At 69.5% G+C, this 23,757-nt stretch carries 25 protein-coding genes; 16 read left to right on the forward strand and 9 right to left on the reverse strand.

Going from position 1 to position 23,757, the window contains the following annotated elements:
- Positions 1-287 precede the first annotated feature (287 nt).
- From Asi03nite_RS33475 to Asi03nite_RS33495, 5 genes are all read left to right on the forward strand, one after another.
- The gene (locus Asi03nite_RS33475; protein ID WP_239103105.1) at positions 288-1,307 is read left to right on the forward strand and encodes an aldo/keto reductase; all 1,020 of its coding nucleotides are present in this window, start codon (positions 288-290) and stop codon (positions 1,305-1,307) included.
- Positions 1,308-1,938: 631 nt separating this feature from the next.
- A complete protein-coding gene (locus tag Asi03nite_RS33480) occupies positions 1,939-4,281 on the forward strand; it encodes an alpha/beta hydrolase-fold protein (RefSeq protein ID WP_203684522.1) in 2,343 nt (780 codons plus the stop codon).
- 117 nt (positions 4,282-4,398) lie between these two features.
- Positions 4,399-5,445: a LacI family DNA-binding transcriptional regulator gene (locus Asi03nite_RS33485; RefSeq protein WP_203684523.1), complete on the forward strand. Its 1,047-nt coding sequence runs from the start codon at positions 4,399-4,401 to the stop codon at positions 5,443-5,445.
- A gap of 307 nt (positions 5,446-5,752) precedes the next feature.
- A complete protein-coding gene (locus Asi03nite_RS33490) occupies positions 5,753-6,010 on the forward strand; it encodes a type II toxin-antitoxin system Phd/YefM family antitoxin (protein ID WP_203684524.1) in 258 nt (85 codons plus the stop codon).
- A complete protein-coding gene (locus Asi03nite_RS33495) occupies positions 6,007-6,267 on the forward strand; it encodes a Txe/YoeB family addiction module toxin (protein ID WP_203684525.1) in 261 nt (86 codons plus the stop codon). The genes Asi03nite_RS33490 and Asi03nite_RS33495 overlap by 4 nt, the downstream gene beginning before the upstream one ends.
- A 21-nt stretch (positions 6,268-6,288) precedes the next feature.
- Here Asi03nite_RS33495 and Asi03nite_RS33500 read toward each other — a convergent pair whose 3' ends face one another.
- The 3 genes from Asi03nite_RS33500 to Asi03nite_RS33510 form a co-directional block, all read right to left on the reverse strand.
- Positions 6,289-7,251 carry a hypothetical protein gene (locus Asi03nite_RS33500; RefSeq protein ID WP_203684526.1) on the reverse strand — a complete coding sequence of 321 codons (963 nt, stop codon included), beginning with the start codon at positions 7,249-7,251 and terminating at the stop codon, positions 6,289-6,291.
- Between the two features lie 231 nt (positions 7,252-7,482).
- Positions 7,483-8,622, reverse strand: a complete 1,140-nt coding sequence (locus tag Asi03nite_RS33505) for a hypothetical protein (RefSeq protein WP_203684527.1) — start codon at positions 8,620-8,622, stop codon at positions 7,483-7,485.
- A 346-nt stretch (positions 8,623-8,968) separates the two neighbouring features.
- Positions 8,969-9,535: an NUDIX hydrolase gene (locus Asi03nite_RS33510; RefSeq protein WP_373872203.1), complete on the reverse strand. Its 567-nt coding sequence runs from the start codon at positions 9,533-9,535 to the stop codon at positions 8,969-8,971.
- Between the two features lie 708 nt (positions 9,536-10,243).
- Here Asi03nite_RS33510 and Asi03nite_RS33515 point away from each other — a divergent pair.
- The 4 genes from Asi03nite_RS33515 (at position 10,244) to Asi03nite_RS33530 (ending at position 12,228) form a co-directional block, all read left to right on the forward strand.
- Entirely contained in the window at positions 10,244-10,483 is a 240-nt protein-coding gene (locus tag Asi03nite_RS33515) for a DUF397 domain-containing protein (RefSeq protein ID WP_203684529.1), read from the forward strand.
- A 76-nt stretch (positions 10,484-10,559) separates the two neighbouring features.
- Complete coding sequence (locus Asi03nite_RS33520) at positions 10,560-11,033, forward strand: hypothetical protein (RefSeq protein ID WP_203684530.1); 474 nt, start codon at positions 10,560-10,562, stop codon at positions 11,031-11,033.
- Between the two features lie 25 nt (positions 11,034-11,058).
- On the forward strand, positions 11,059-11,967 hold the full coding sequence (locus tag Asi03nite_RS33525; protein WP_203684531.1) for a JmjC domain-containing protein: 909 nt from the start codon (positions 11,059-11,061) through the stop codon (positions 11,965-11,967).
- Positions 11,968-12,045: 78 nt separating this feature from the next.
- A complete protein-coding gene (locus tag Asi03nite_RS33530) occupies positions 12,046-12,228 on the forward strand; it encodes a hypothetical protein (protein ID WP_203684532.1) in 183 nt (60 codons plus the stop codon).
- 266 nt (positions 12,229-12,494) lie between these two features.
- On the opposite strand, the gene Asi03nite_RS33535 is transcribed toward Asi03nite_RS33530, so the two are convergent.
- On the reverse strand, positions 12,495-12,827 hold the full coding sequence (locus Asi03nite_RS33535; protein WP_203684533.1) for a helix-turn-helix domain-containing protein: 333 nt from the start codon (positions 12,825-12,827) through the stop codon (positions 12,495-12,497).
- Positions 12,824-13,195, reverse strand: a complete 372-nt coding sequence (locus Asi03nite_RS33540) for a type II toxin-antitoxin system RelE/ParE family toxin (RefSeq protein WP_203684534.1) — start codon at positions 13,193-13,195, stop codon at positions 12,824-12,826. Before Asi03nite_RS33540 ends, Asi03nite_RS33535 begins: the two co-directional genes overlap by 4 nt.
- Positions 13,196-13,285: 90 nt before the next feature.
- Here Asi03nite_RS33540 and Asi03nite_RS33545 point away from each other — a divergent pair, with 90 nt between their 5' ends.
- Complete coding sequence (locus tag Asi03nite_RS33545; RefSeq protein WP_203684535.1) at positions 13,286-14,605, forward strand: TIGR04013 family B12-binding domain/radical SAM domain-containing protein; 1,320 nt, start codon at positions 13,286-13,288, stop codon at positions 14,603-14,605.
- A gap of 127 nt (positions 14,606-14,732) precedes the next feature.
- On the opposite strand, the gene Asi03nite_RS33550 is transcribed toward Asi03nite_RS33545, so the two are convergent.
- Positions 14,733-15,902 (reverse strand): 4-hydroxybenzoate 3-monooxygenase, encoded by a 1,170-nt coding sequence (locus Asi03nite_RS33550; protein WP_203684536.1) that lies wholly within the window; start codon positions 15,900-15,902, stop codon positions 14,733-14,735.
- A 135-nt stretch (positions 15,903-16,037) separates the two neighbouring features.
- Between Asi03nite_RS33550 and pcaH the strand changes: the two genes are divergently transcribed.
- From pcaH to Asi03nite_RS33575, 5 genes are all read left to right on the forward strand, one after another.
- Complete coding sequence (gene pcaH / locus Asi03nite_RS33555) at positions 16,038-16,775, forward strand: protocatechuate 3,4-dioxygenase subunit beta (protein ID WP_203684537.1); 738 nt, start codon at positions 16,038-16,040, stop codon at positions 16,773-16,775.
- Positions 16,772-17,335 (forward strand): protocatechuate 3,4-dioxygenase subunit alpha, encoded by a 564-nt coding sequence (gene pcaG / locus Asi03nite_RS33560; protein ID WP_203684538.1) that lies wholly within the window; start codon positions 16,772-16,774, stop codon positions 17,333-17,335. The genes pcaH and pcaG overlap by 4 nt, the downstream gene beginning before the upstream one ends.
- A gap of 67 nt (positions 17,336-17,402) precedes the next feature.
- Entirely contained in the window at positions 17,403-18,611 is a 1,209-nt protein-coding gene (locus Asi03nite_RS33565) for a lyase family protein (RefSeq protein WP_203684539.1), read from the forward strand.
- Between the two features lie 39 nt (positions 18,612-18,650).
- Positions 18,651-19,787 (forward strand): bifunctional 3-oxoadipate enol-lactonase/4-carboxymuconolactone decarboxylase PcaDC, encoded by a 1,137-nt coding sequence (pcaDC, locus tag Asi03nite_RS39110; protein WP_203684540.1) that lies wholly within the window; start codon positions 18,651-18,653, stop codon positions 19,785-19,787.
- Positions 19,788-20,005: 218 nt separating this feature from the next.
- Entirely contained in the window at positions 20,006-20,239 is a 234-nt protein-coding gene (locus tag Asi03nite_RS33575) for a hypothetical protein (RefSeq protein ID WP_203684541.1), read from the forward strand.
- A gap of 59 nt (positions 20,240-20,298) precedes the next feature.
- Here Asi03nite_RS33575 and Asi03nite_RS33580 read toward each other — a convergent pair whose 3' ends face one another.
- Together Asi03nite_RS33580 and Asi03nite_RS33585 are read right to left on the reverse strand one after the other, a co-directional pair.
- A complete protein-coding gene (locus Asi03nite_RS33580; RefSeq protein WP_203684561.1) occupies positions 20,299-20,991 on the reverse strand; it encodes a DUF3159 domain-containing protein in 693 nt (230 codons plus the stop codon).
- Between the two features lie 358 nt (positions 20,992-21,349).
- Complete coding sequence (locus Asi03nite_RS33585) at positions 21,350-22,390, reverse strand: lytic polysaccharide monooxygenase auxiliary activity family 9 protein (RefSeq protein ID WP_307834051.1); 1,041 nt, start codon at positions 22,388-22,390, stop codon at positions 21,350-21,352.
- Between the two features lie 231 nt (positions 22,391-22,621).
- Here Asi03nite_RS33585 and Asi03nite_RS33590 point away from each other — a divergent pair, with 231 nt between their 5' ends.
- Positions 22,622-23,179, forward strand: coding sequence for a DUF2087 domain-containing protein (locus Asi03nite_RS33590; protein WP_203684543.1), 558 nt, complete (start codon positions 22,622-22,624; stop codon positions 23,177-23,179).
- A 121-nt stretch (positions 23,180-23,300) separates the two neighbouring features.
- Here Asi03nite_RS33590 and Asi03nite_RS33595 read toward each other — a convergent pair whose 3' ends face one another.
- Positions 23,301-23,615 (reverse strand): DUF3817 domain-containing protein, encoded by a 315-nt coding sequence (locus Asi03nite_RS33595; protein WP_203684544.1) that lies wholly within the window; start codon positions 23,613-23,615, stop codon positions 23,301-23,303.
- Positions 23,616-23,757 lie beyond the last annotated feature (142 nt).

A 23,757-nucleotide genomic window follows, 5' to 3' on the forward strand; every position in this document is an offset into this window, starting at 1 on the left:
GCTCAAGTGGGACAGGTTCAACGCCCTGGAGATCACGAGGGGCTGCGTCTACGCCTGCCCGTAGCAACCTGAACTACTACATGCATCCGCCCATGGCCGTGATCGTGAGAACGGCCGGTGTGCCGCGGCGCCGTACGCTACATTTCACCGCGCCGGTGAGATGTAGCGCCGGCCGATTCCCGAATCTGCTTCCCCGCACCCGCCAGTGTCGACAACCGTCTCGTCCTGCCTTGCTTAACCTGCGTCGGTGGGGGGATAACGGGTTACCTCGACGTAAGGAGCAGCTGATGGAATATCGCACTCTTGGCGGCACCGGCACGATCGTCTCGACCCTTTGCCTAGGCACGATGACGTTCGGCAACGAAAGCAGTGAGGAGGTGTCACACGCACAGCTGGACCGCTTCGTCGAGGCCGGCGGCAACTTCATCGACACCGCCGACGTGTACTCACGCGGCGTGTCTGAGGAGGTCATCGGCCGCTGGCTCGCTGCCCGGCCCGGCACCCGCGACCGGCTCGTCATCGCCACCAAGGGCCGCTTCCCCATGGGTGACGACCCGAACTCGGCCGGACTGACCCGCGTGCACCTGTCCCGTGCGCTCGACGCGAGCCTGCGCCGCCTCGGCGTCGAGACCATCGACCTCTACCAGGCGCACGCCTGGGACCCGCTGACCCCGATCGAGGAGACACTGGCGTTCTTCGACGGCGCCGTACGCGCCGGCAAGATCAGGTACGTGGGGGTCAGTAACTTCCTCGGCTGGCAGCTGCAGAAGGCGGCGACGATCACCCAGCTCCGCGGGCTGGCCCCGATCGTCACCCTGCAGCCGCAGTACAACCTGCTGGTACGGGAGATCGAGTTCGAGCTCGTCGACGTGTGTCGCAACGAGAACATCGGCATCCTGCCCTGGTCGCCGCTGGGCGGCGGCTGGCTCACCGGCAAGTATCAGCGCGACAGCATGCCGACCGGCGCCAGCCGCCTCGGCGAGGACCCGGGCCGCGGCATGGAGGCGTACGGCCCGCGCAACTCCGACACCCGCACCTGGCGCATCCTCGACGCGGTCCGGCAGGTCGCCGAGGCGCACGGCGTGTCGATGTCGCAGGTGTCGCTCTCCTGGCTCGCTGACCGGCCGGCCGTCACCTCGGTGATCCTCGGTGCTCGTACCGTCGAGCAGCTCGAGGACAATCTCGGCGCCGCGGGCCTGCACCTGCCGGAGAAGGAGACCGAGCTGCTCGCGGAGGCCAGCACCCCCGTGGTTGGCGAATACCCGTACGGTCCGCAAGGCATCGCCCAGCGCGACCGCAGGATCTGACAGGTGGGGCCAGCAACGGACGTCAACGGCGTCGAACGGGCGTCAACGTTCCCCATGGAAAAGCCGCTGACCTGCTGAAGCGCCGTTCCGGTAGTTCAGCGGACTTGGCGTGGATCGTATTGACGCAGAGGTGCTCCACAGTCAGGCGCGCCACCTGCGTCGAACGGCATGAAATCGCAGGTCACAGACGTGAACTGCCTTGAAGCGGCTGCCCGTCATGTCGGCTTTCGTCGGTGACCTCTTCTGGCGTCGGAGAAGTCCGAGCGGTGTCGAGTGCAGGGTCCTCCACGGAGGTCATGAGGCATGAAGAGGTCTCTTGCCATTCGTTCTACACCGGTGTAGGAAGTCTATTGATTGATGTGAATGTTGACTGTCGCGGCTGTCGGGAAGGTCTCGGTGGCCGATCTCGATGGTGAGGCGCGGGCCTTCTATATGCGGGAGGCCTTGACGCTCTGAGAGGAGCAGCAACGCGATGTCACGCAGCAGTGGCTCCCGAATGACCAGCCTTGTCGCAGCCGCGGCTTTGGTGGTGTCAGTCGCCGCGGCCGCCCCGGCGGCTGCCGCGGCGGCCCCGGCTGCTGCCGGGGCCGACACATGGCATTCGAACGACGACGTCTATCACTATTTCAAGGTGCCGCAGTCGCAGGTCAGCAGCATCGTCGGCGGAACGCCGGCAACGCTCGAGCTGGAGGCGAACATCGGCCCGAGCGGCACGTGGTCGGCGCTCGCGCTCGACCCGAGTGGCTCGGACTACGCCGCGAACGTCGGTCCACTCGAGCCCGGGCTGTACTACTACCAGTACACCGCGACCATGCCGGACAGGTCGAAGGTGTCCTTCCGCCAGCCGGGCAGCCCGGTGGCGGTGACGTCGAAGCCGAACTGGAACACCTTCTTCGTGCCGGGTGAGTCGGTCGGGTGGATGGACGACGTCGCCGCGGGCGGGACGGTGAAGGAACTGTCCTACACGAGCGCGAAGGCGAAGGAGAGCCGCACCGCCGTGGTGTGGACGCCGCCCGGCTACAACGCCGCCCGGCGCAAGGCGTACCCGGTGCTGTACCTGCTGAGCGGCGAGGGGCAGACCGCTCGTGAGTGGCTGGAACTCGGCCGGGCGAAGCAGATCCTCGACAACCTGGTCGCGGGCAGGCACGCCAAGCCGATGGTGGTCGTGATGGCTGACGCCGACTCCCGCGCCGAGCTGCTCGACGCCGTCGTCCCGGCAGCGCGGGCCGGCTACAACATCTCGTCCCGGCCCCAGGATCAGGCGCTGGCCGGCGCCGGGCAGGCGATCAGCATCCTCCGTAGCGATCCCGGCAGATTCGCCTACGTCGGCTCCTTCTCCGGCTCCGCCGACGGTTCGATCACCAAGGCGGAGGCCAAGGCGATCAACAAGGGCACCAAGCTGCTCCGGGCGTACGTCGGAAACACGCTCGATCCGTCCTACAACGACACCTACGACCTGCTGGTGAACCTGAAGAGGTCCGGGGTGAAGGTCGAGTTCGACGGTGTCAACCCCGACGACGCCGGCTGGGACGCGTGGCGGGAGAACCTGCGAGACTTCGCCGCTCGGGTCTTCGAGCAGAAGAGCGCCGGCCCCGGTCCCGGCAAGGGACACCGCCCGCTGACCCAGCCGTACCAGCCCCCTGCGCCCGGGTCGATCACGACCCCGCACATCGACCCGTACGGCGTCGTCACGTTCGAGACCGGCACCCAGTGGGCCGACGCCAAGGACGTCACGGTCTGGGGTAACTTCGCCCCGAACGGCCAGTGGTTCCGGGTCCCGATGACCAAGCAGCCCGACGGCCGCTGGCGCATCTCGGTGGGACCGCTCGACGGCTATTACTACTACCGGTACGTGGTCGACGGCGTCGACAAGAAGGACCCCGCCGACACCGTCAACACCCATGTGACGGAGTCGCAGCTCTTCGTGCCGGGCAAGACCGACGCGATGCTCGCCGACGTCCCCGAAGGCAAGGGCGGCACGGTCTCGCTGATGAGCTACGACGGAGGCCAGGGTGCAGAGCGCTACGCGTACGTCTGGACACCGCCAGGCTACGATGCTGACCGCGAAGCCTCCTACCCGGTGCTGTACCTGTACCACGGCGGGGGCCAGAACTACGGCAGCTGGCTCGAGACCGGGCGGGCCAAGCAGATTCTCGACAACAACTACCTCAACGGGGCAATGGCGCCGATGGTCGTGGTCATGCCCGACCAGAACGGTGTCGACTTCTGGACCGACCTCAGCCAGCACGTGATGCCAACCGCGGCGGCGAAGTACAACATCTCGACTGATTCAGATGAGCGGGCGCTCGCCGGTCTGTCGTGGGGAGCCATCAACAGCCTCGGCACGTGGCTCAGCCACCCGGGCGAATTCGCCTACATCGGTGCCTTCTCGGGGGGCCTGCTCTCCAACCCCAGCGTCGACGTCCAGGCGGTCAACAAAAGCACCAAGCTCGCAAGGCTGTACTCCGGTGACGTCGACTTCACGTACTCGCTCACCCAGAGCACGATGCAGTGGCTGACCTCCCAGGGCATCAAATACGAGTACGCCGGCACCTGGGTCGGACCGCATGGCTTCGACATCTGGATGGCGAACCTGATCGACTTCGTGCCGCGGCTTTTCGTGCCTGAGTACCGGTTCGGCGGGGTGCGGCCACCGCTGGCCGGCGACGGGTCCGACATCGTCAAAGCCGGACATCCCGTGCCGGTCAAGTTCAGCCTGGCCAACGCAGAAGGGAAGGCGGTCACCGACGCGCGGCCGCGCCTCTACCTCGTGAAGAAGACCGACGGCGTGGCCGGCCTCCGCGTTCCGGCCACACCTGTCCAGAAGCGGGCGGACAACACCGCACGCTACAGCGCCGCAGGACACCAGTACATCTTCGACTGGGACACCACCGGGCTCGCCCCGGGTACCTACGAGTTGCAGATCGATCCGGTCCGCGGCCCCGTTCACGCCATCGCCCTGACCATCACCTGACCTCGCGTCACGCGGCCGGCACGCCCCGGAACGGGCGGGCCGGCCGCTGCGTACTGAGGTCGGGAATGGCGCCGTCTTATACGCTGGCCGACGAATCGACGAGCGGCGGGAGGGGCTGTGGCGCGCAAGGCCAACGGGTTGGCGACGATGCGCGACGTCGCCCGGCTCGCCGGGGTGTCGATCAAGACGGTGTCCAACATCCTCAACGGCTATCAGTACGTGCGTCCGGAAACCCGCAAGCGGGTGGACGACGCGATCCGTGAGTTGGGCTACCACGTGAATGTGTCCGCCCGGAACCTGAGCCGAGGCCGGACCGGGGCGATCGCTTTGGTGCTGCCGTCGCTGCGCGTCGTGTACTTCGCCGAACTTGCCGACGCCGTCATGCGAGAGGCGTCCAGGCGAGGTCTGACCGTCTTCATCGAGCAGACCAGCGCCGAGCGTGACCGCGAGCTGCGGGTGCTGGACGGCAGTTACCGGTCGCGCTTCGACGGCGTGCTGTACTCCCCACTCGCGCTGGGCCAGAAGGACCTCGCGCGGTTCGACGTCGACTTTCCCCTCGTGCTCCTGGGCGAGCGCGTGTTCGATGCCAACGTCGACCACGTCACGATGAGCAACGTCGAGGGAGCACGTGCGGCGACCGAGCACGTCCTGGGCCGGGGTGCGACCACGGTAGTTCCCCTGGGAGTCAAGGACGACCCATCACCGAGCAGCGGAACGCTGCGGTTCCAGGGCTTCCGGGGCGCCCTCCGGTCACGAGGGTTCGACGTCGACCCACGCGCGATCATCGGCGTACCCGACTACTTCCACTCCACCGGCGCCACGACGATCGCTCGCATACTTGACAGCGGCGTCAAGCCCGATGCGGTTGTGGCGTTCGCCGACACACTCGCGCTGGGTGCGCTCGCCGCCGTTCAGGACCGCGGTCTACGGGTTCCCGAGGACGTCCTGCTGATCGGCTTCGACAACATCGACGAAGCGAACTACTCCCGACCTCCGCTGAGCACCATCGACCCCGGGCGCGACGTGATCGCACACCAGGCAGTCGCCCTGTTGGAAGAGCGGATCCAGCTCCAGCTCGACGGTGTGCCGCGAGAGGAACAGCCGGCGCCCCGCAGGATAGTCGTCGACTTCGAACTGATCCAAAGGCAGTCGACGCTGCGCTGAGGCCGTTCCGTCACACCGGTGCGCAATTGCTACGACGACGCGCGTCGGCGTACTGCTGTGACTGGCACACCTCGGCCGTGAACTGGGAAAACGCGGTTCTTGTGGGGCTCGAACCCGGTGGACCGGACGTTGCACCATGCGAACCACCCCATCGCCATCCCTGGTGGTCCGCTATCGGGACGTTTGACCAGTTCACGTAGCAGGTAATCACATTCGGGGCCGCCGTCGGCGGCCCCGAACGGGTGTCAGGAGCGGCGCACCGCCACCACCAGAGTGGTACCGTATCCGGTACAACCTTGGAGGCGTCGTGACTTCAGCAATCAGTGCCAGCGAGGCACGCAAATCCCTCTTTCCGCTCATCGAACGAGTCAACGAGGATCACACCCCGATAGAGATCGTCTCCAAGCGGGGCAACGCCGTCCTGGTGAGCAAGGAGGACTGGGACTCGATCATGGAAACCAACTACCTGCTCCGATCCCCCGCCAACGCCAAGCGCCTCACTGAGAGCGTCGAGCAATGGCGAGCCGGCCGGGCCACCGAACGTGATTTCGGGCCCGAGGAGTGAAGCTCAGCTGGACCGACCACGGCTGGGACGACTACCTGTACCGGCAGACCCAGGACCGCAAGACGCTCAAGCGCATCAACGCACTGATCGCCGACATCAAACGCGACCCCGACGGCCCCGGCATCGGCAAACCGGAGATCCTCCGAAACAACCTCGCCGGCCTCCGGTCACGGCGCATCGACGACGAGCACCGCATGGTGTACGCCGTCGAGCCCCACGAGATCACCATCATCTCCTGCCGGTACCACTACGAGTGACTCCGGCCCTCTCATTACTGCTCAGCGGCGTTTGGCGAACTCTGCCAATCGCTCACTGAGCGGGCTCACCCGCGGGCGCGGCGGCCGATCGAAATAGCCCGGCTTGAACTCGCGCATCAGCGCGTCACCGTCCCGGATCCAGTCGAACCGTGGCCGTTTCAGCAGCCGCCGGAACACGACACTCGCCGTCTCGGGATCCCTCGCAGCCAGCCGGCGCAGAACCATCGGCTCCACGCTGTCGTCCTCGAGATAGGACAGTGTCTGCTCGCGCCACCGGCGGCGTCGCAGCAGCTCAGGTTTCGCGAACGCTTCCTCCACGAGGCCGAACTCCGCGTAGAAACCAAGCCCGTCCGTCTCGTCGTAGATCAGCGCCACCGTCTCCGCATCGGTCAGATCCGGCGGCAACGACATCGACACCGCCGGAGGAGCGTCCCCCGGGTCCGGCCCGAGAACCGCGTCACGGCAGTACGTGTAGTAGCCGTCGAGCCGCTCCTGAGCCTGTTCCCCCGGGACCACCAGCAGGTCGGTGCCAAAGCAATCGACGAACCGTGCCCGGTCGACACGCTGGCGCTCCCACGCCTGGGCCAGCTTCTCCGGATTCCGGAACACCGCTTCCGGCGTACGCAAAGACATGTCCAGCGCGAGCTGATAGGCGGTGTCCCGCTCCCTCGCGCGCAGAATCTGTACCGGCCCGCTCAGCATCCACTCGTCACCAACCGCGACCAGCCGGGCGATGATGAACGAGCGGCGCGGCATCTGTTTGAACACGGCCGGGCCCATGTTCGATCGGACCCGATAGGTCAAGTCGTCGACCAGACTAGCCACCAGGAGCGCGGGCCCGTCCGTCCGCTGCACCTCGAACGGGCCCTGCACCACATCGCGCCAGCCGAGCAGCATCTCTCGTTCGACCTCCGGAAGGTCCGGCCGGGCCTCCACGAACTGCTCCACCACCGTCCGGCCGTTAGCCAGCCGGTGCTCCAGCACGAAACAGTCCCAAAGCAGCATCCACCGCTGCTCATCGACGTCTTCCAGGCCGTTGCCGTACTGGGCCAGAAAACTCGACGCCGCCCGGTCGTAGCGGGGCTTTTGAGAAAACGCCACCAGCTCGGCCTTGAGGTCACCAGCCCGTCGCAGCAGCGCGGCATCAGATATCGACATGCCACCAACCTATGAGCTGCCGGAGTCAGACCGGCACGGGGTGCCTCGTTCGGGTGATCAGTCGGTCAGATGTCGAGCGAGGCGTTCGGCGTTGAGTCCCCGCATCGCGTCACCGACGGCTTCCGAGTCGGAGGGATCGATACCGCGCGCGGTCAGCTCCGCGGCGATCTGCTTGGCCGGACCCCACGCCGCCGTGTCGTCGAACGCCTCCTCGAACGCGGGAAGGAACGTGTCGACTGCCTCGACCACCGGACTGATCCACTCGGAGTCGACCGCACGACGTTCCAGGGCGTACCGGATCCAGCGCCGCAACACCTCCGGCAGCGCGGCACGCTGCTCAGCGCCCAGCGCCGCCTTGCGCGGCAGCCAGTCGGCCAGGAACAACCCGACCTGCCCCGGGCTCCAGCACAGCGGACCGCTGGTCATGTAGCCGTCGCCGTAGTCCAGGAACAGGTCGGCCAGCGACCTGGCGACCGTGTCGTCGACCGGCGTGAACCCGTCCAGCAGTCGTTGCCGTTCCTCATCGCCCATCGGCTGCCAGTCACGGAAGTCCGGCAGGTACGGAAGGCATCGTGACCAGGCCAGCGCCCGCAAGTCGAGGAAGTCCTCGTCATCGTGACGTGGCCAGGTCATGTCCGTGCTCCGCAGCGCGTCCGCAAGCTCCGCCAGCACGGTTTCGACCGGGCACTCGACGGCCGGCATCGGCACCTCACCGGGCTCACGCAGCCGGTCCCAGGTCTCCGCAGCCCCGGGCTGCAGCACCGCCAGTTTGTCCACCAGCACACCACCGGCGAGGGAGATCTGCGCCATCAACGTGTGCGGAGTCTGCCCGGCGAACTCGACGAACAGCACGTGCTCGCCGTCCCAGACATCCACCGCCCGCCACGCCCGAACCGGCTCGAAGGCAGCCGCCTCCAACCACTGCGGTACTGGCTGACTCTCCGACAAGATGTCCAGCGTGCCGTCCAGCATCGACCACTCACCAGGAGCCGCGACACGGCGCAGCGCCGCTACTGCGGCCAGCCCGTGCGGCGACGGCCGGGTCGACGCCCGGCCCACCACCTCCAGATGGAACATCTTCTCCGGCTCACGCTCGCCGAGCCCCGCGGTCGACCACGCCGCGCCGAGCCACCCACTAGCCCACCGCTCAACTTCGAGAACACTGTCCTCGGACACGATCGTCACCGCGTCACGCATCAACCGGTCCGACAACCGCAACTCACGCACCGGGCGCTGCGGACGCCTCGGCTTGCCTCGTCCCGCGGGACGACCACGACTCTTGGGCATGTACCCATCTACCACATCCGGCCCGGGGCAACGCCCGAGCGACCCGCGGTTCGCGCAATGCCACATTTGACCTGCTGAACACGCAGGTCATGCATGAAGTGGGCCGGACGTTGCACCATGCGAACCACGCCATGGTCGTTCCCGGCTCCCCATTGCCAGGCCGTTTGACCAGCTCACGTGGCAAGTAGTCGTGCCGAATCAGACATGTTCACCGAAATGATCTCTGCTGCACGGTACGACCGGTTCTGACGAGCGCCTAAAGCTTTCCGGTCGCCTTGCGCAGCAGCAGGGCGAGCAGCCCGGAGACGGAGCCGGCACCGACGATGGTGCCGTTGTGGATGTGCTGCTGGATCTCGTCGAGGGGGATCCAGGCGAGGCGTTCGGCTTCGTTGATGTCCGGGGCCGCGCCGGTGAAGTCGGCGCCGCGGGCGAGGTAGACGATGTTCTCCTGGTCGATGGTGCCGACCATCGGCTGGAAGCTGATCAGCTTCTCGATGCTGCGTGGCCGCCAGCCGGTCTCTTCCTCGACTTCGCGGGCGGCGCAGGTCATGGAGTCTTCGGCCGGGTCGAGGTAGCCGCCGGGCAGTTCCCAGACCCAGCGGTCGACGATGAACCGGTGCCGCCACATCATCAGCACCCGTTCGTCGTCGTCGAGCACGATGACCATCGCGGCGGCCGGGATCCGCAGGACGTACTGCTCGAAGCGGACGCCGTCGGGTAGCTCCACGTCCGCGATGCTCAGCACCGCCCGGCGGGTGTCATCGACGACGCGCTCGCCGTGGATGGTCCATTCACTCGCCCGCTTCGGCTCAACGCTCATCAGCGCACAGTAGCCGTACGCCTTCCGAGTTGTACTCCGACACCTGCCGCGTCGGCTGACAGCGGCTGACGCCTGTCGCCTTTATTTCCGGGTCGCCGGACCGCCACGCTGTGACCGAAACACCTGGTGAACAACAGCGAAGCCCGCGGCGGCCACCGCATCACGCCGGCCGCCACCCCTGGAATCGAGACCGGGCACGCGGTCCCGGCCGCACTACAACGAACCTGCGGGCCGGCGGGATCACCGTGACAGTACGTCGCTGGTCGGCGTGCCCTCGACATCACGGAAGGCAGACACGGCGACGACCACGAACCACCGCGTTCGCGGAGGTGGACCCCAGTGGTAACGATAGCGGCGACGAGCGCGCTCCTGGTGGGGTTCCTCGCGGGCCTGATCAGCTTCAAGGTCAAGAGCCGGTGGTGCCCGCACTGCGGCGCGATGACCACCGCCGACCTGCCCGCGGCGACCGCCCCGCCGCCCACGCCGAGGGCACCGAGTTGGTCGGCGCTGCCGACGCAGTCCTACAACCAGGTTGGGCGAGCCGGAGCACTCACCCCGGCTCAGCGGCGCCGCGCGAACGGCGATCGACTTTTCGGCCTTTCAGACGCCCGGTCCGGTCGCCTTTTCCTGCGAAAGACGACGACCAGACCGGGGCGAATGCACCACCCGCGAGGACGGACCTCGTGGCGCACACGCAAAGGAGAGCATGCCATGGACACCGACGACCTGTACCTGGTCGAGGTCCCGGAAACGGCGTTCCGCACGCCGTGCGGCGGCAACATCGGCGGCAGCCTGGAGTCCTGCGTCTCGTTCGCGGACATCCCCGGCGAGCCCGGCGCCTACGCCATCCGCGACACCAAGCTCGGCGCGGCCAGCCCGACCCTGCGCTTCAGCGCGGCGGAGATGACCGACTTCGTCACCGCCATCACCGGCCAGGGCGACAACGCCTGATCCGCAAGCCCAGTTCACACCGGGTGGGCCGCCCTCCGGCGGCCCACCGCAGCTGACAACAGATTGAGGAAGCGGGATGACCCTCGGGCACTGGCACGGCTACCTCTGGACCGGATCGAGCAAGGACCTGAAGGACGAATCGCTGCGCCGGCCCGGTGCACCCGGCACACCCGCGACCCAGGAATTCCTCCGGTCGTCACTGCCACCGATGCGCCTCGGTCACTACCTGTTACGCCGCAGCGCCGCCTCCGCAGACCTCACCTGGACCGACGTAGACGAAGCCATCGACTGGATGGCCGCCACCTACAAAAGTCACCCGCCCATGGACGGCGACGTCGGATTCCCCGCCGCAAACGGTGCCCCGCCACTGGCCGGCGATGTCGGACTGGACGCGCGTAGAGCGACCTCCCGTGACGGGCTGATCAACGGTGTGGACGCCTACTGGCAGTACTACACCAACCCGAACGGCGGAGTCGTCGCCTACGCGGCCATCTGCTGCCCGCACACCCACCTGCCCGACATCCCGTGCCCGCTCCCGCCCCGACCCTGACCACTCCCAGCCCGCGGAGGACGCCGTGTCCCTCAGGATGCTGTTCGATCAAGAGACGTACCAGGACATGATGACCAGTTGGCCGACCGAACCCGCAGTCCACGACCTGCCTGAAGGCAGCCACCTGCCGGCCATCGTCAACGCGAAACTGCTCAACACCTACCTCGACACCGGCTGCGCGCCCGCCGACGAGATCAACGTCGTCAAGGACGGTGCCGCCCGCCACCCCCGCGCGTACGCGACCGCAGGCAAGCTCGACCCCGCACGGATCGCGATGTGGCGCGAGCGCGGCTACAGCTTCCAGATCCGCAACCTGGACCGCTGGTACCCGCCGCTGCACGCCATGTGCCGAGCCATCCAGCAAGAGACCGGCTTCGGTTGCTACGTCACCGCGTTCATCACGCCCGCCGGCGCCCAGGGCCTCGACTACCACTGGGACCAGAACATCGGCATCGTCTACCAAGTCGCAGGCGTCAAGACTTGGCAGATCTGGCGGCCGGTCGTCGAAGAACCCCATCGCGGTTACCAGGCGTCCAACACCCAGCCGCTGGCCGAACTGGTCGAGCAGCTCAAGGCGGATGGCCCGGACCTGGAGATCGAGCTCGAACCGGGCCAGATCCTGGTGCTCCCGCGCGGCTGGGTCCACAACCCCCACGCCCTCGACCAGACCGACGACAGCGTCCACCTGACCTTCGTCATTCGCGAACGCACCGGCTTCTGGATCGGCGAGAAGCTGGCCAAGGCAGCTATCGAGTCGACCCCGCTGCGACGCGTGATCGCCCCGGCCGACATCGTCAGCGAAACCGCGCTCGCCGCGCAGATCGATCGGGCTCGGAGCATCCTCGTCGACTGGCTCGGCAAGGTCGACACCGAGTCGTTCGGCGCCGAACTGCTCGACACCGCACGAAGCGAACTCGAACCCGACTACAACTGACGACCAACCAGACCGCCCGGCTCGGCGGGACTTCCCCGTGGTTCGGGACTGATCAAGGCCCCGGCGCAGATAGCTGCGGTGCGTCAGTTGGCTCAAGGCCGCTTCAGCGAGCCCATCGATGTGTCAGGCCTGAAGCCGGGGGCCTTCTACCTGTCCGACGAGAGCGCCGCGTTCCGCAAGATCTCGGTGCCGATGAGTTCGAGTCACCACCCGCCGAGCGCCCTGAGCGCGGAGGAGGTGCTTGCCAGGGCACGTCGCTGAGCTTTCGCGATCTGACGAAGTCGGGGCAGATCGCAACCTGCTTGCAACGGCAGAAACCCGGGCTGTGGCTGGGCAGATTACTCGGCCGCATCCCATCGGATCAGGCGCCGGCGAGACGGTGGTAATGCTCGCTTCCGGATAGCCCTCATTGTGGAGATGTGGGCGTAGTGCGGTTGCGAATCGCAGAGATCAGGCCTGGATGGCGTTGGTCGCCGTCGCGCAGTAGCAGTTGGGGCCACGTAGCGGCGAGGGAGAGTCGCTGTTTCCTAGGCCACGTTGAGCTGAATGTTGCCAATTCGGGCGACGATGTCGAGGTGTCCGCCCAGTCCGATGACGTAGGCGCGCAGAGTGTCCAGCCGCACCGCGTCACCATTCTCAATCTGGCTGATGCGCGCCTGTGAGAGACCGGCGGCCTCAGCGAGCTGCGCTTGAGTCATGCCGAGTTGTTGGCGGATCTCGGCTAGCTGGGAGCCGCTGACAGCGGCGAGCATCTGCTCGCGCATGCGCTGACGCCGGGCCACTCGGTCGTTGCTGTCCCAGGTCGGGTCGATGGCGCGGGCCTTGGCCTTGACCTCGCGCCAGTTGGCTTCCTCAGTCATGACTGCTCCTCCTCTTTCAGCGCCGCCAGATGCTCGGCGAACCGGGCGTCGGCCAGTGGGATCGCCTCGCGGTACCAGGCTTGCCATCGGCCCGACTTGTCGCGGGCGACGAGGAACACCGCTTCGCGTGCCGGATCGAACGCGAAGATCATCCTAACCTCGGTAGTCCCTGTGGAGCCCGGACGCAATTCCTTCATGTTGTGGAAGTCGCTGCCCCTCAACCGGTCGACCAACGGACGGCCCAGAGCCGGCCCCTGGGCGACAAGCACGTCGATTGCCTCGGAGATGAGATCCGCGGTCTCCGAGTCGGTGCGGCACAGATCGAGAAACCATGCTTCGACCTCGGGATGGAGCACTACCTCCCACATGGCTTCGAGTATAAGGAAAACTTATTTTCCGTCGCCACGTAATCTCGGTGCGGCGACGGTCGCACCGGCAGGTGCTGGCAAAATCGCCGCATGGCTGGTCTGGACTTGGTTCTGGTGCTGCGTTACCGCAAGGCGGTGACCTACGGCTTCCACGCGCTGCTCGGCGCGCTCGGTGAGCACGAGACCGCGACCCGGTTCGAGGTCCGGTTCGGGGAGAGCGCCGAGGAGGCGGCCCGGCACATCCGGGAGGCCGGTGCCACCCGGGTGCTGGTGCTCTGGTCGTTCTACTCGCCGGACGCGGCGGCGCTGGCCGAGGAGCTGAAGCAGATCCGGGCACTGGCCGACGGTCCGAACGTCACGCATCTGGCCGGGGGAGTGCACGCCACCGCCGAGCCGGTGCAGACGCTGGACGCCGGGTGGGACATGGCGGCGATCGGCGAGGGCGAGTCCACTCTGTTGAGCCTGGTGGACGCGAAGGGTGACCCGGCCGGCATCACCGGGCTGGCCTATCGTGACGCGGCCGGCAAGCTGATCAGGACCGGGAAGGCGAAGCAGCGGCCCCTCGACGACTTCCCCGGCTTCGCCCTCAAGTGGGACAGGTTCAACGCCCTGGAGATCACGAGGGGCTGCGTCTACGCGTGCCGGTTCTGCCAGACGCCGTTCATGTTCTCCGCGAAGTTCCGCCACCGGAGCGTCGAGAACGTGCGCTGGCACGTCGACCAGATGCGAGCGCGCGGGCTACGGGACGTCCGGTTCATCACGCCGACCGCGCTGAGCTACGGCAGCCAGACCGAGGAGCCGAACCTCGCCGCCGTCGAGGAGTTGCTGGCCACCTGCCGGGAGGGGATCGGGCCGAACGGGCGGGTGTTCTTCGGGTCGTTCCCCAGCGAGATCCGGCCCGAGCACGTCACCCGGGACACCCTGCGGCTGGTACGGAAGTACTGCGACAACAACAACATCATCGTGGGCGCGCAGTCCGGTTCCGACCGGGTGCTGGACGCGGCCAAGCGGGGGCACGGGGTGGAGGAGGTGAAACGCGCCGCGCGGCTCGGGATCGAGGAGGGCTTCCGGATCAACGTCGACATGATCTTCGGGATGCCGGGGGAGAACCAGGACGACGTGAACGACTCCCTCGATCTCGCCCGGGAGCTGGCCGATCTGGGCGCGCGCATCCACGCGCACACGTTCATGCCACTGCCCGGCACCCCGTGGCGGGACGCGCCGCCCGGCGACGTGGACCCGGCGACCAGCCGCGAGGTGGACCGGTTGTCGCGGCGCGGTGCGCTCTACGGCCACTGGCAGAAGCAGCGAGACCACGCCGCCCGGCTCGCCGCGGCGGCCGAGGCCTACCCGCGACCGGGCCGCAGCCGCACCATCCTCCCGACCATCCCGGGCGGCGGCAGCTGCTGAGGGCCTGACCACGGCGTACCCCTGCATCGTTTGCGGCCCAGGGCCGGATGCAACCGTGACCGGACCGCGAACGTCAGGGGAGGCGGCCAGCGCGCCGGCGGCGCGGGCGGCCAGGACGTCGCGCGGGCTAGATGAAGATCGGCAGGCCGGCGTAGTTCTCCGCCAGGCCGGTCGCCCCGGCCCGGCTCGACGCCACCCAGCGCAGCTGGGAGAGCTGCAGCTCGGCGTCGAACGGGTCGCCGGAGGTGTGCAGCATCGTCGTCATCCACCAGGAGAAGTGCGTGCACCGCCAGACCCGCCGCTGCGCGGTCTCGGAGTACGTGTCGGCGAGCCGCGGGTCGTTCTCCCTGATCCGGGCGATCAGGGCCCGGCTGAGCAGCGCCACGTCGGCGATCGCCAGGTTCAGGCCCTTCGCGCCGGTCGGCGGGACGATGTGCGCGGCGTCGCCGGCCAGGAAGAGGTTGCCGTGTCGCATCGGGGTTTGTACGCGGCTGCGCATCGGCAGCACGCTCTTGTCGGTGATCGGGCCGGGGGTGAGCTTCCAGCCGTTCTGGCCGTGGCCCAGGCGGGTGGCCAGCGCGTCCCAGATCCGGTCGTCGGACCAGGAGGCCGGGTCGGTGCCGTTGGGAACCTGCAGGTAGAGGCGGCTGACCGTGGCCGAGCGCATGGAGTGCAGGGCGAAGCCGTCCGGGTGCCAGGCGTAGATCAGCTCGTCGGTCGACGGCGCTACGTCGGCGAGAATGCCGAGCCAGGAGTACGGGTAGACCCGCTCGAACGTCCGCGCCGCCGGCACCGCCGCTCTGGACGGCCCGAAGGAGCCGTCGCAGCCGGCGATGACGTCGGCGTCCAGCCGTTGGACGGCGCCGGACCGGTCCGCGTAGGTCACCGAGGGCCGGTCGGAGTCCACGTCGTGCAGGGCGACGTCCGAGACCTCATAGATGATCTCCTGACCACCCGCCCGCCGCGCGGCGACCAGGTCCTTCTGCACCTCGGTCTGCCCGTAGACCCAGACGCTGCGCCCGGTGAGCTCGACGAAGTCCAGGTGATGCCGCTCCCGCGGCCATTGCAGATGAATCCCGCGGTGCTCGTCGCCCTCGGCGCGCAGCCGCGCCCCCAGCCCCGCCGACTCCAGCAGCTCCACGCTGGAGTGTTCCAGGATGCCGGCCCGGATCCGGGCGGCCACGTACTGCTCCGAGCGGGTCTCCAGGACCACGGAGTCGACGCCGCCCCGGGCGAGCAGATGGGAGAGCAGCAGGCCGGCCGGGCCCGCGCCGACGATGGCGACCTGGGTACGCATGCCCCCACCTTCCGTGGCGGACGGCCCCGCGGCAAGGGCCCGTTCGCGCCGGACCCCAGCCGCGGCACGCCGCGCGGCCCGGCGCCGGGCCGGCGGGTGTGGCCAGCGGCGTGCCGGACCGCTAGCGTCCCAGAGGTGAACACCCAGGCCGAGATCGACCAGGAGATCGAGGCGGCGGCGCAGCAGCCGGGCGGACCGCAGCCGAGGATCGACTACGCTCCGTACCGCAGCAGTGTCCTACGCCACCCCAAGCAGCCACTTCACCTGGTCGACCCGGAGTCGGTCGAGCTGTGGGCGCCCGCCTTCGGCCACCGGGACGTCGCCGACGACGAGGCCGACCTCACCATCCAGCACGCCGGCACCCCGCTCGGCGAGCGGATCGTGGTGACCGGCCGGGTGCTCGACGGCGACGGCCGCCCGGTGGCCGGCCAGCTGGTCGAGGTGTGGCAGGCGAACGCCGCCGGGCGCTACCGCCACCAGCGCGACCAGCACCCGGCGCCGCACGACCCGAACTTCACCGGGGTCGGCCGTTGCCTCACCGGGCCGGACGGGACCTACCGGTTCCAGACGATCAAGCCGGGCCCGTACCCGTGGCGCAACCACCTCAACGCGTGGCGCCCCGCGCACATCCACTTCTCGGTCTTCGGAACCGAGTTCACCCAGCGCCTGGTGACCCAGATGTACTTCCCCGGCGACCCGCTCTTCCGCTACGACCCGATCTACCAGTCGATCACCGATCCGAAGGCGCGGGAGCTGCTGGTCGCGCAATACGACCACGACCTGACCACTCCGGAGTGGAACACCGGATACCGCTGGGACGTCGTGCTCACCGGGACCCACCGCACTCCGCTCGACACCGGGGATCCTTCATGAGCGCGGTTCCGGGCCAGACCGTGGGCCCCTTCTTCCACCTCGGCCTGGCCTGTCCGCAGATGAACGAGCTGGTGCCGCCGGCCCATCCGCGGGCGGTGCGACTGCACGGGCGGGTCACCGACGGCGCCGGCGCGCCGGTGCCGGACGCGGTGATCGAGATCTGGCAGGCCGACCCGCGGGGCCACATCGTGCGCCGGCCCGGCTCGCTGCGGCGCGACGGCTGGACGTTCACCGGCTGGGGCCGGGCCGCCACCGACCCGGACGGCCTCTACTCGTTCGCCACGCTGGAGCCCGGGAGCACCGTGGAAGGGCGTCCGGGCTTCTTCGCCGTGACCGTTCTCGCCCGTGGTCTCCTGGACCGCCTCTTCACCCGGGCCTATCTCCCGGACGACGCGGAAGCGCTCGCGGCGGACCCGCTGCTCGCCGCGCTGGAGCCGGACCGACGGGCCACCCTGATCACCCGGCGCGCCGGCCACGGCCTGGTCTTCGACATCCGGCTGCAGGGCGCGGACGAGACGGTGTTCCTGGCCTACCCGCGCCTGCGGGACGCCTGGACATGAGCGGTCCGGGCCCGGCGGTGCGCCGCCGGCTTTCCGGCGGCTGCCACGACACGACCGGGGGTACGCGGTGAGCGACCTGCTGTGGCCCGGGGATCACCGCGCCGGGGATCTGTTCACGGACGCGGCGGTGGTGGCGGCCATGATCCGTGTCGAGCACGCCTGGCTCACCGCGCTCGCCGAGCTCGGGGTCGCCGGCCTCACCGTGCCGGACGACCTGGGCGCGCTGGTCAGCCCGGAGGACCTGCCGGCGCTGGCGGCCGGCGCGGAGTCCGGCGGCAACCCGCTGATCCCGCTGCTCACGCTGCTGCGGGCCCGGCTGCGCGGCCGCCACACGGCCGCCGCCGGCTGGCTGCACAAGGGCCTGACCAGCCAGGACGTCGTCGACACGGCGATCGTGCTGTGCCTGCGCGAGGCCGGCGACCGGATCCGCGCCGACCTGGTCACCCAGATCGGCCTGCTCAGCCGGCTCACCGACGAGCACCGCGAGACCCGGATGGCCGGGCGCACGCTCACCCAGCACGCCATCCCGATCACCTTCGGCCTGAAGGCGGCCGGCTGGCTGACCGGCGTGCTGGACGCGCGGGACCAGCTGGCGGCCGCCGCGCGGCTGCCGGTCCAGGTCGGCGGCGCGGCCGGCAGCCTGGCCGCGCCGGCCGCGCTCACCGGGGACCCGGGCCGCGCCCGCGAGTTGGTCGCGGCCACCGCCCGGCACCTCGGCCTGCCGCCGCGCGAACCCTGGCACACCAGCCGGGCGCCGCTGACCCGGATCGCCGACGCGTTCGTGACCTGCACCGACGCGTGGGGGAAGATCGCCAACGACGTGCTGGTCGGCGCCCGGCCCGAGGTGCACGAGCTGATCGAGGGCGCGGCCCGGGGCAAGGGCGGCTCGTCCGCCATGCCGAACAAGCAGAACCCGGTCCACGCCGTCCTGATCAAGCGCGCCGCGCTCGCCGGTCCGCCGCTCGCCGCGCTGGTGCACGCGGGCGCGGCCGCCGCGGTCGACGAGCGCCCGGACGGCGGCTGGCACGTGGAGTGGGCGACCCTGCGGACGCTGGCACGCCGTACCGTGGTGGCCGGGGCGCAGACCGCGGAGCTGCTCGCCGGGCTGCGCGTGGACGCCGGGAAGATGCTGGCCACCCTTCATGAGGCGCGCCCCGGGATCGACGCCGAGCAGCAGTCGATCGACCCGGGCGGCGCGCCGGACCGGCCCTACCCCGGGGCCACCGAGGAGATCATCGACGCGGTGCTGGCCCGTGCCGAGGCGGAACCGCGCTGACGCCGTACCCCGCAATCGGTAGTGGAAAGGATTTTTCTCGTGCTCACCGCGACCGTCTTCACCGACGCCCCGGGCCGCCCGCTGCTGCTGCTCGGAACGTCCGTCGGCACCTCGGCCGAGAGCCTGTGGGCGCGGTGCGCGTCCCGGCTGTCCGGCCGGTACCACGTGGTCGGCTTCGACCTGCCCGGCCACGGGCGCAGCGCGCCGGCGGACGGTCCGTGCACGATCGCCGGCCTGGCGGGCGGGGTACTGGCGCTCGCCGACCGGCTGCGGCCGGGCGAAAGCTTCAGGTACGCCGGCGACTCGATCGGCGGAGCGATCGGCCTGCAGCTGATGCTCGACGCGCCGGAGCGGGTCACCGCCGCGGCGCTGCTCTGCACCGGCGCGAAGATCGGCGACGCGGCGATGTGGGCCGAGCGGGCCGCGCTGGTCCGGGCGGAGGGCACCGAGGCGGTGGTGCCCGGGTCGGCCGAGCGCTGGTTCGGCGCCGGCTTCCCGGCGCCCGGCCGGGAGCCGCTGCTCGACGCGCTGCGCGCGACGGACGACGAGAGCTATGCGCGCTGCTGCGAGGCGCTTGCCGATTTCGACGTACGGGATCGGCTCGCCGAGATCGCCACGCCGGTGCTCGCGGTGGCCGGCGGCCAGGACAGGCCGACGCCGCCCGAGGGCCTGCGGCTGATCGCGGACAGCGTGCTCAACGGCCGGCTGGTGGTGCTCGACGAGATCGCGCATCTGGCCCCGGCCGAGGCCCCCGAGGTCGTCGCGTTCCTGCTGGACCAGCACTTCGACGAGTCCCGGGCGGCCGGCCTCGCGGTCCGCCGCGAGGTGCTCGGCCCGGCCCATGTCGACCGGGCCACCGCCGCGACCACTTCGTTCACCCGCGACTTCCAGGACCTGATCACCCGCTACGCCTGGGGCGATATCTGGACCCGCCCCGGCCTGGACCGCCGCAGCCGCTCGATGATCACGTTGACCGCGCTGATCGCTCTCGGCCATCACGAGGAGCTGGCCCTGCACGTGCGGGCGGCCCGCACGAACGGCTTGTCGGTGGACGAGATCAAGGAGGTGCTGCTGCAGAGCGCGGTCTACTGCGGCGTCCCGGCGGCGAACGCGGCCTTCCGCATCGCCCAGCAGGTCCTCGACGACCTGGCCGCGCACGAAAGTTTGTATCGCTGAAGTTAGTATCTGCAAAGTTAGTATCGCCAGCGATAGTAAGTGGGGTTGCGGCATGGTGGCTTTCGTTGGCCGTGAGCGGGAACTGAAGGTTCTCGACGGCCTGCTGAGCGAGGTCCGGTCCACCGCCCGCGACGCCAAGCCCGCTCAATGCCTGCTCATCCGGGGCCGCCGCCGGATCGGCAAGTCGAGCCTGGTCGAGGCGTTCGTCGACCGCGCCGGTGTGCCCGCGGGCGCCGGTCGCGCGGGAGCTGTTCTTCCTGGGGTCGATCAAATGGCTGGAGCGGTCGCCGTTCGACGAGCGCGATCTGCTGGCCCTGCAACGGCATCGCGCGGCGGTGACCGATGAGCCGGTGCCGCTGGTGGCGATCAGCAGGAGCGGGGTTCAGGCGGCTGGGCTGCGGGCCGTCTACGGGCCGGAGGATCTCCTCGCCGCCTGGCGCCCGGGCGGCTGACCGTGGCGCTTGGCGGCGGCGTCCTTCGCCCCTGGTGCTGTCGAGCCCGGCTCTTCCGGTCAGGCCGGCCGGTCGGTGGTGGCCGGGTGGGTGGGACCGTCGGCGGGGGTGGCCGGGCCGGTGGGCTCGCCGGTGCGGGGGTGCCGCAGGCCGGGATGGCCGGCCGGCAGCGTGCGCCGGATGACCCACCAGCTGGCCGCGAGGCAGGCGGCCACCAGCGGCCAGCTCAGGACGATCCGGGCGGCGGCCAGGGCGCCGGTCTGCTCCGCGGCGTAGAGCGGCAGGAACACGGCGACCCGGACGACGTACTGCAGGACCCACACCCAGCTGGCCCGGGAGTAGGCCCTGAGCAGGTCCGGGTCGCGGCGCCAGCGGGTCCGCTGGCCGAGGACCGCGCCGACGATCAGGCCGAGCAGCGGCCGGCGGATGACGATGCTGATCGCCCAGACCAGGACGCTCGCGCCGTTGCTGAGGAGCTGGAGCAGGAAGAAGTTCTCCGCCTTGCCGGTGCGCAGGGCGATCAGCGCCGCGACGCACACGCCGAGCAGGCCGATCAGGACCGCGCGGGGCTTGTCGCCGCGGCGCAGGCGCCAGCCGACGACGCCCAGGGCGCAGATCAGCGCGCCGGCCGTACCGGCCCCGACCGAGTGGAACAGCAGCCAGCCGGCCAGGAAGCCGACGGCCGGCCAGGACGCGTCGATGGCGGCACGCCGCCCGTTGAGCAATTCCGACAGCGATTCCGGCTGCGCCATCTCCACCCGCCCGTATCTTAGTTAGGGCAGCCTAACCCGTCGCGGGCGCGCGGAGCCACCGGCCCGCCGAGGTGTGACCGGACGCGCGTGGGCCGGCCGGCCCACGCGGGGCGGATCGGCACGGTGGAGGTGGCGGACCCGCCGGCGTGGAAGGGGATGGCCGGCGGGCCCGCGGGATGAGCCGGGACGGGAGGTGGGGCGGCCTCGTTCCCGGCTCGTGGTTCGGCAGCACTGCGTGGTGTCACGCGGGGATTGGCTGCGCCTCCGTTCGGTCTATGAAGGGGACGGCGTCCCAGGAGCGCTGGGAGCGCTCCCAATTAGACGGACTGTAGCAACTGTTGCGCCTCTCGGCGAGTGCTCAGACCGCGGAACAGGTCACCGCCGGTGTGCTGGGTGTCCCGGCCGCGATGAAGCCGAAACTGGTGGACCCGCCCGCGGACAGCGCCCCGTTGTACGCCGCGTTCGACGCCTGGATCTCGTTACCGCTGGTCAGGACCGTGGCGCCCCACGACTGCTGGAGCGTCTGGGCCGCGCCGTACCGCAGCGTCACCGCCCAGCCCTTGACCGGCGCGCTGCCCGCGGTGACCGTCACGTTCGCCTGGTAGGCCCCGGACCACTGCGACGACACGGCGACCGTCGCGCGGCACGCCCCGGTGGCCGGCGAGGTGGAGGCCGACGGGGAGGTGGCGGGCGACGACGGTGGCGCCGGGGTGGGTGACGACGTGGGCGGGGTGACACCGCCGAAGTTCACGTCGCTGCAGAAGTAGTACGACTGGTCCAGGTGGCTGGCCTGCCAGATGGTGTAGACGACGGCCCGCCCGGACCGCCCGCTCACGCTGACCGGGATGTCCATCTGCACGCCGTTGCTCAGCTGCCGGGTCCACTGCGCCGCGGGCGTGTTCGGCACCTCCTTGACCAGGTCCAGGTCGGACCACTTCAGCGCCTGCGTGACCGGGTTGTAGGACGGCTTGGACACGTACACCCGGATGTAGTCGGCGCCGTGCCGCGCCCCGTCGAACAGGCCCAGCGTGAACGAGTTGGCCAGGTTGGTGGCCTTCCAGTCGCCGATCGCGTCCATCGCCGCGTACCGGCCGTTCTGCGTCTTGCCGGCGCTGCACAGCTGCCCGTCCGGGATGGCGGCCTGGTGGTTGCCGGCCACCCCCTCGCGGAACAGCCCGTTCCAGTTCCACATCGCCTGCGGATCGGCCTGCCAGGCCTGGTAACACATCGGGTCCTGGGTGGCCATCTCGGGCGCCTGGAACTTGTCGCCCCAGCGCTCGAAGCAGCCGTAGTTGCGCGACGCCGGGTTGAGGACGTTGCCGTGCGCCGAGGCCGGGGAACCGGGCGCGACGAGGACGGCGAGGGCGGCGGCCAGGGCCGCCACGATTGCGGAGATCAAAAGCCTTTTGTGTACGACGTTCTGCATGCGAACTCAGCACTCCTGAGCTCAGGGCCGCGCGTGCGTGACGGCGGCCTGGCGGTGAGGACGGCGGGAGCTGCCCGGCTCCCGGGTGCCACGTGACTTCGCCGCGGCAGTGCTGTGGCGACAGCGTGCCCAATTGATCGAGTTAAGTCAATGCGTACGGGAAAATCGGGTGTCGTGTTCGTGATCCGGTCCTAGGTTGTGGGGATGTCCGCAGAAGCAGCCCGCGCCGCCGAACTCCTCACGCAGCTGTCCCACCCCGCCCGGCTGCGCGCCTTCGCCGCGCTGGCGAACCGTGGCACGGAAGGGTTCTCGATCGCCGAGATGTCGCTGCTGATGGACATGACCAGGCCCGAGGCGGGCGAGGCGCTCGGCCGGCTGGCCGCGCTCGGGCTGGCCGACGGCAGCGGCGACGGCTACTACCGCGCCAAGCCGCAGGCGCTGCGCGAGGCCGCCCAGGCGCTCACCGCCACCCTCCCGATCGCCCCGCTGCTCAAGGAGTATCCGCGGCTCAAGAGCTTCTTCGCGTACGGCCGGCTGACCGCCCTGCCGCCCACGACGAGCGACCGCTACCAGCAGGCCGCGGAACTTCTCGCGCGTTTCCTGGCAGTCGAGGGCGTGCTCACCGAGGACCAGGTCAACAAGCGCCTCGCCGAGGTCACCGACGACGTGGCCGCCGCCCGCCGGATGCTGGTGGACACCGGCTGGCTGGCACGCGACCGTGCCGGCACCTCGTACGGCGCCGGTCGTTCCTACGCCGCCTGACCGCGTAAAGCCGGGTCGATGGTGGGTGCCGGGAAGTGAAGCTTCCGTAATACCCGTCGGCCCGGCAAGCGGCGGGGATCGAGGGCGGAGGCGGCCGGGTGACCCGGCGCGCCCGGCCGGGTCACGCGGCGGCCGGCTCCGGGTCGGGTGTCGAGCGGCGCTTGGAGACCCAGCGTTCGAAGATCAGGGTGGTGAGCGGCGGAATGGAGGCCAGCAGGGCGAAGGCGGTGCGCCAGAGGGACCAGCGTTCCGCTCGGGCGACCCAGAGGGTGGCGACCAGATAGGCGACGAAGAGGGCGCCGTGGATTCGGCCGAACAGCCAGACGCCGGCCTCCGTGGTGTGCGAGACGTGCTTGAGGTACATGCCCACCAGCAGGCCGGTCCACGAGAAGGCCTCGGCGACCGCGGTCACGCGGAACACCCGGAACGCTTCCACCGGTAACCCCTTTCCAAGATCGATAGAGCTCGGAGGTTACGGCCGTGAAGTTGAGTGTTTCCTGGCAGCCAGGGGATTTCTCCGGCAAACCCGGGTATCCCGGGCTCACGCCGGTGCATCCGGCTCCGGCGACTTCGAGCTA

Origin of the sequence: Actinoplanes siamensis (genome assembly GCF_016862395.1) — a bacterium.
GTDB lineage: Bacteria > Actinomycetota > Actinomycetes > Mycobacteriales > Micromonosporaceae > Actinoplanes > Actinoplanes siamensis.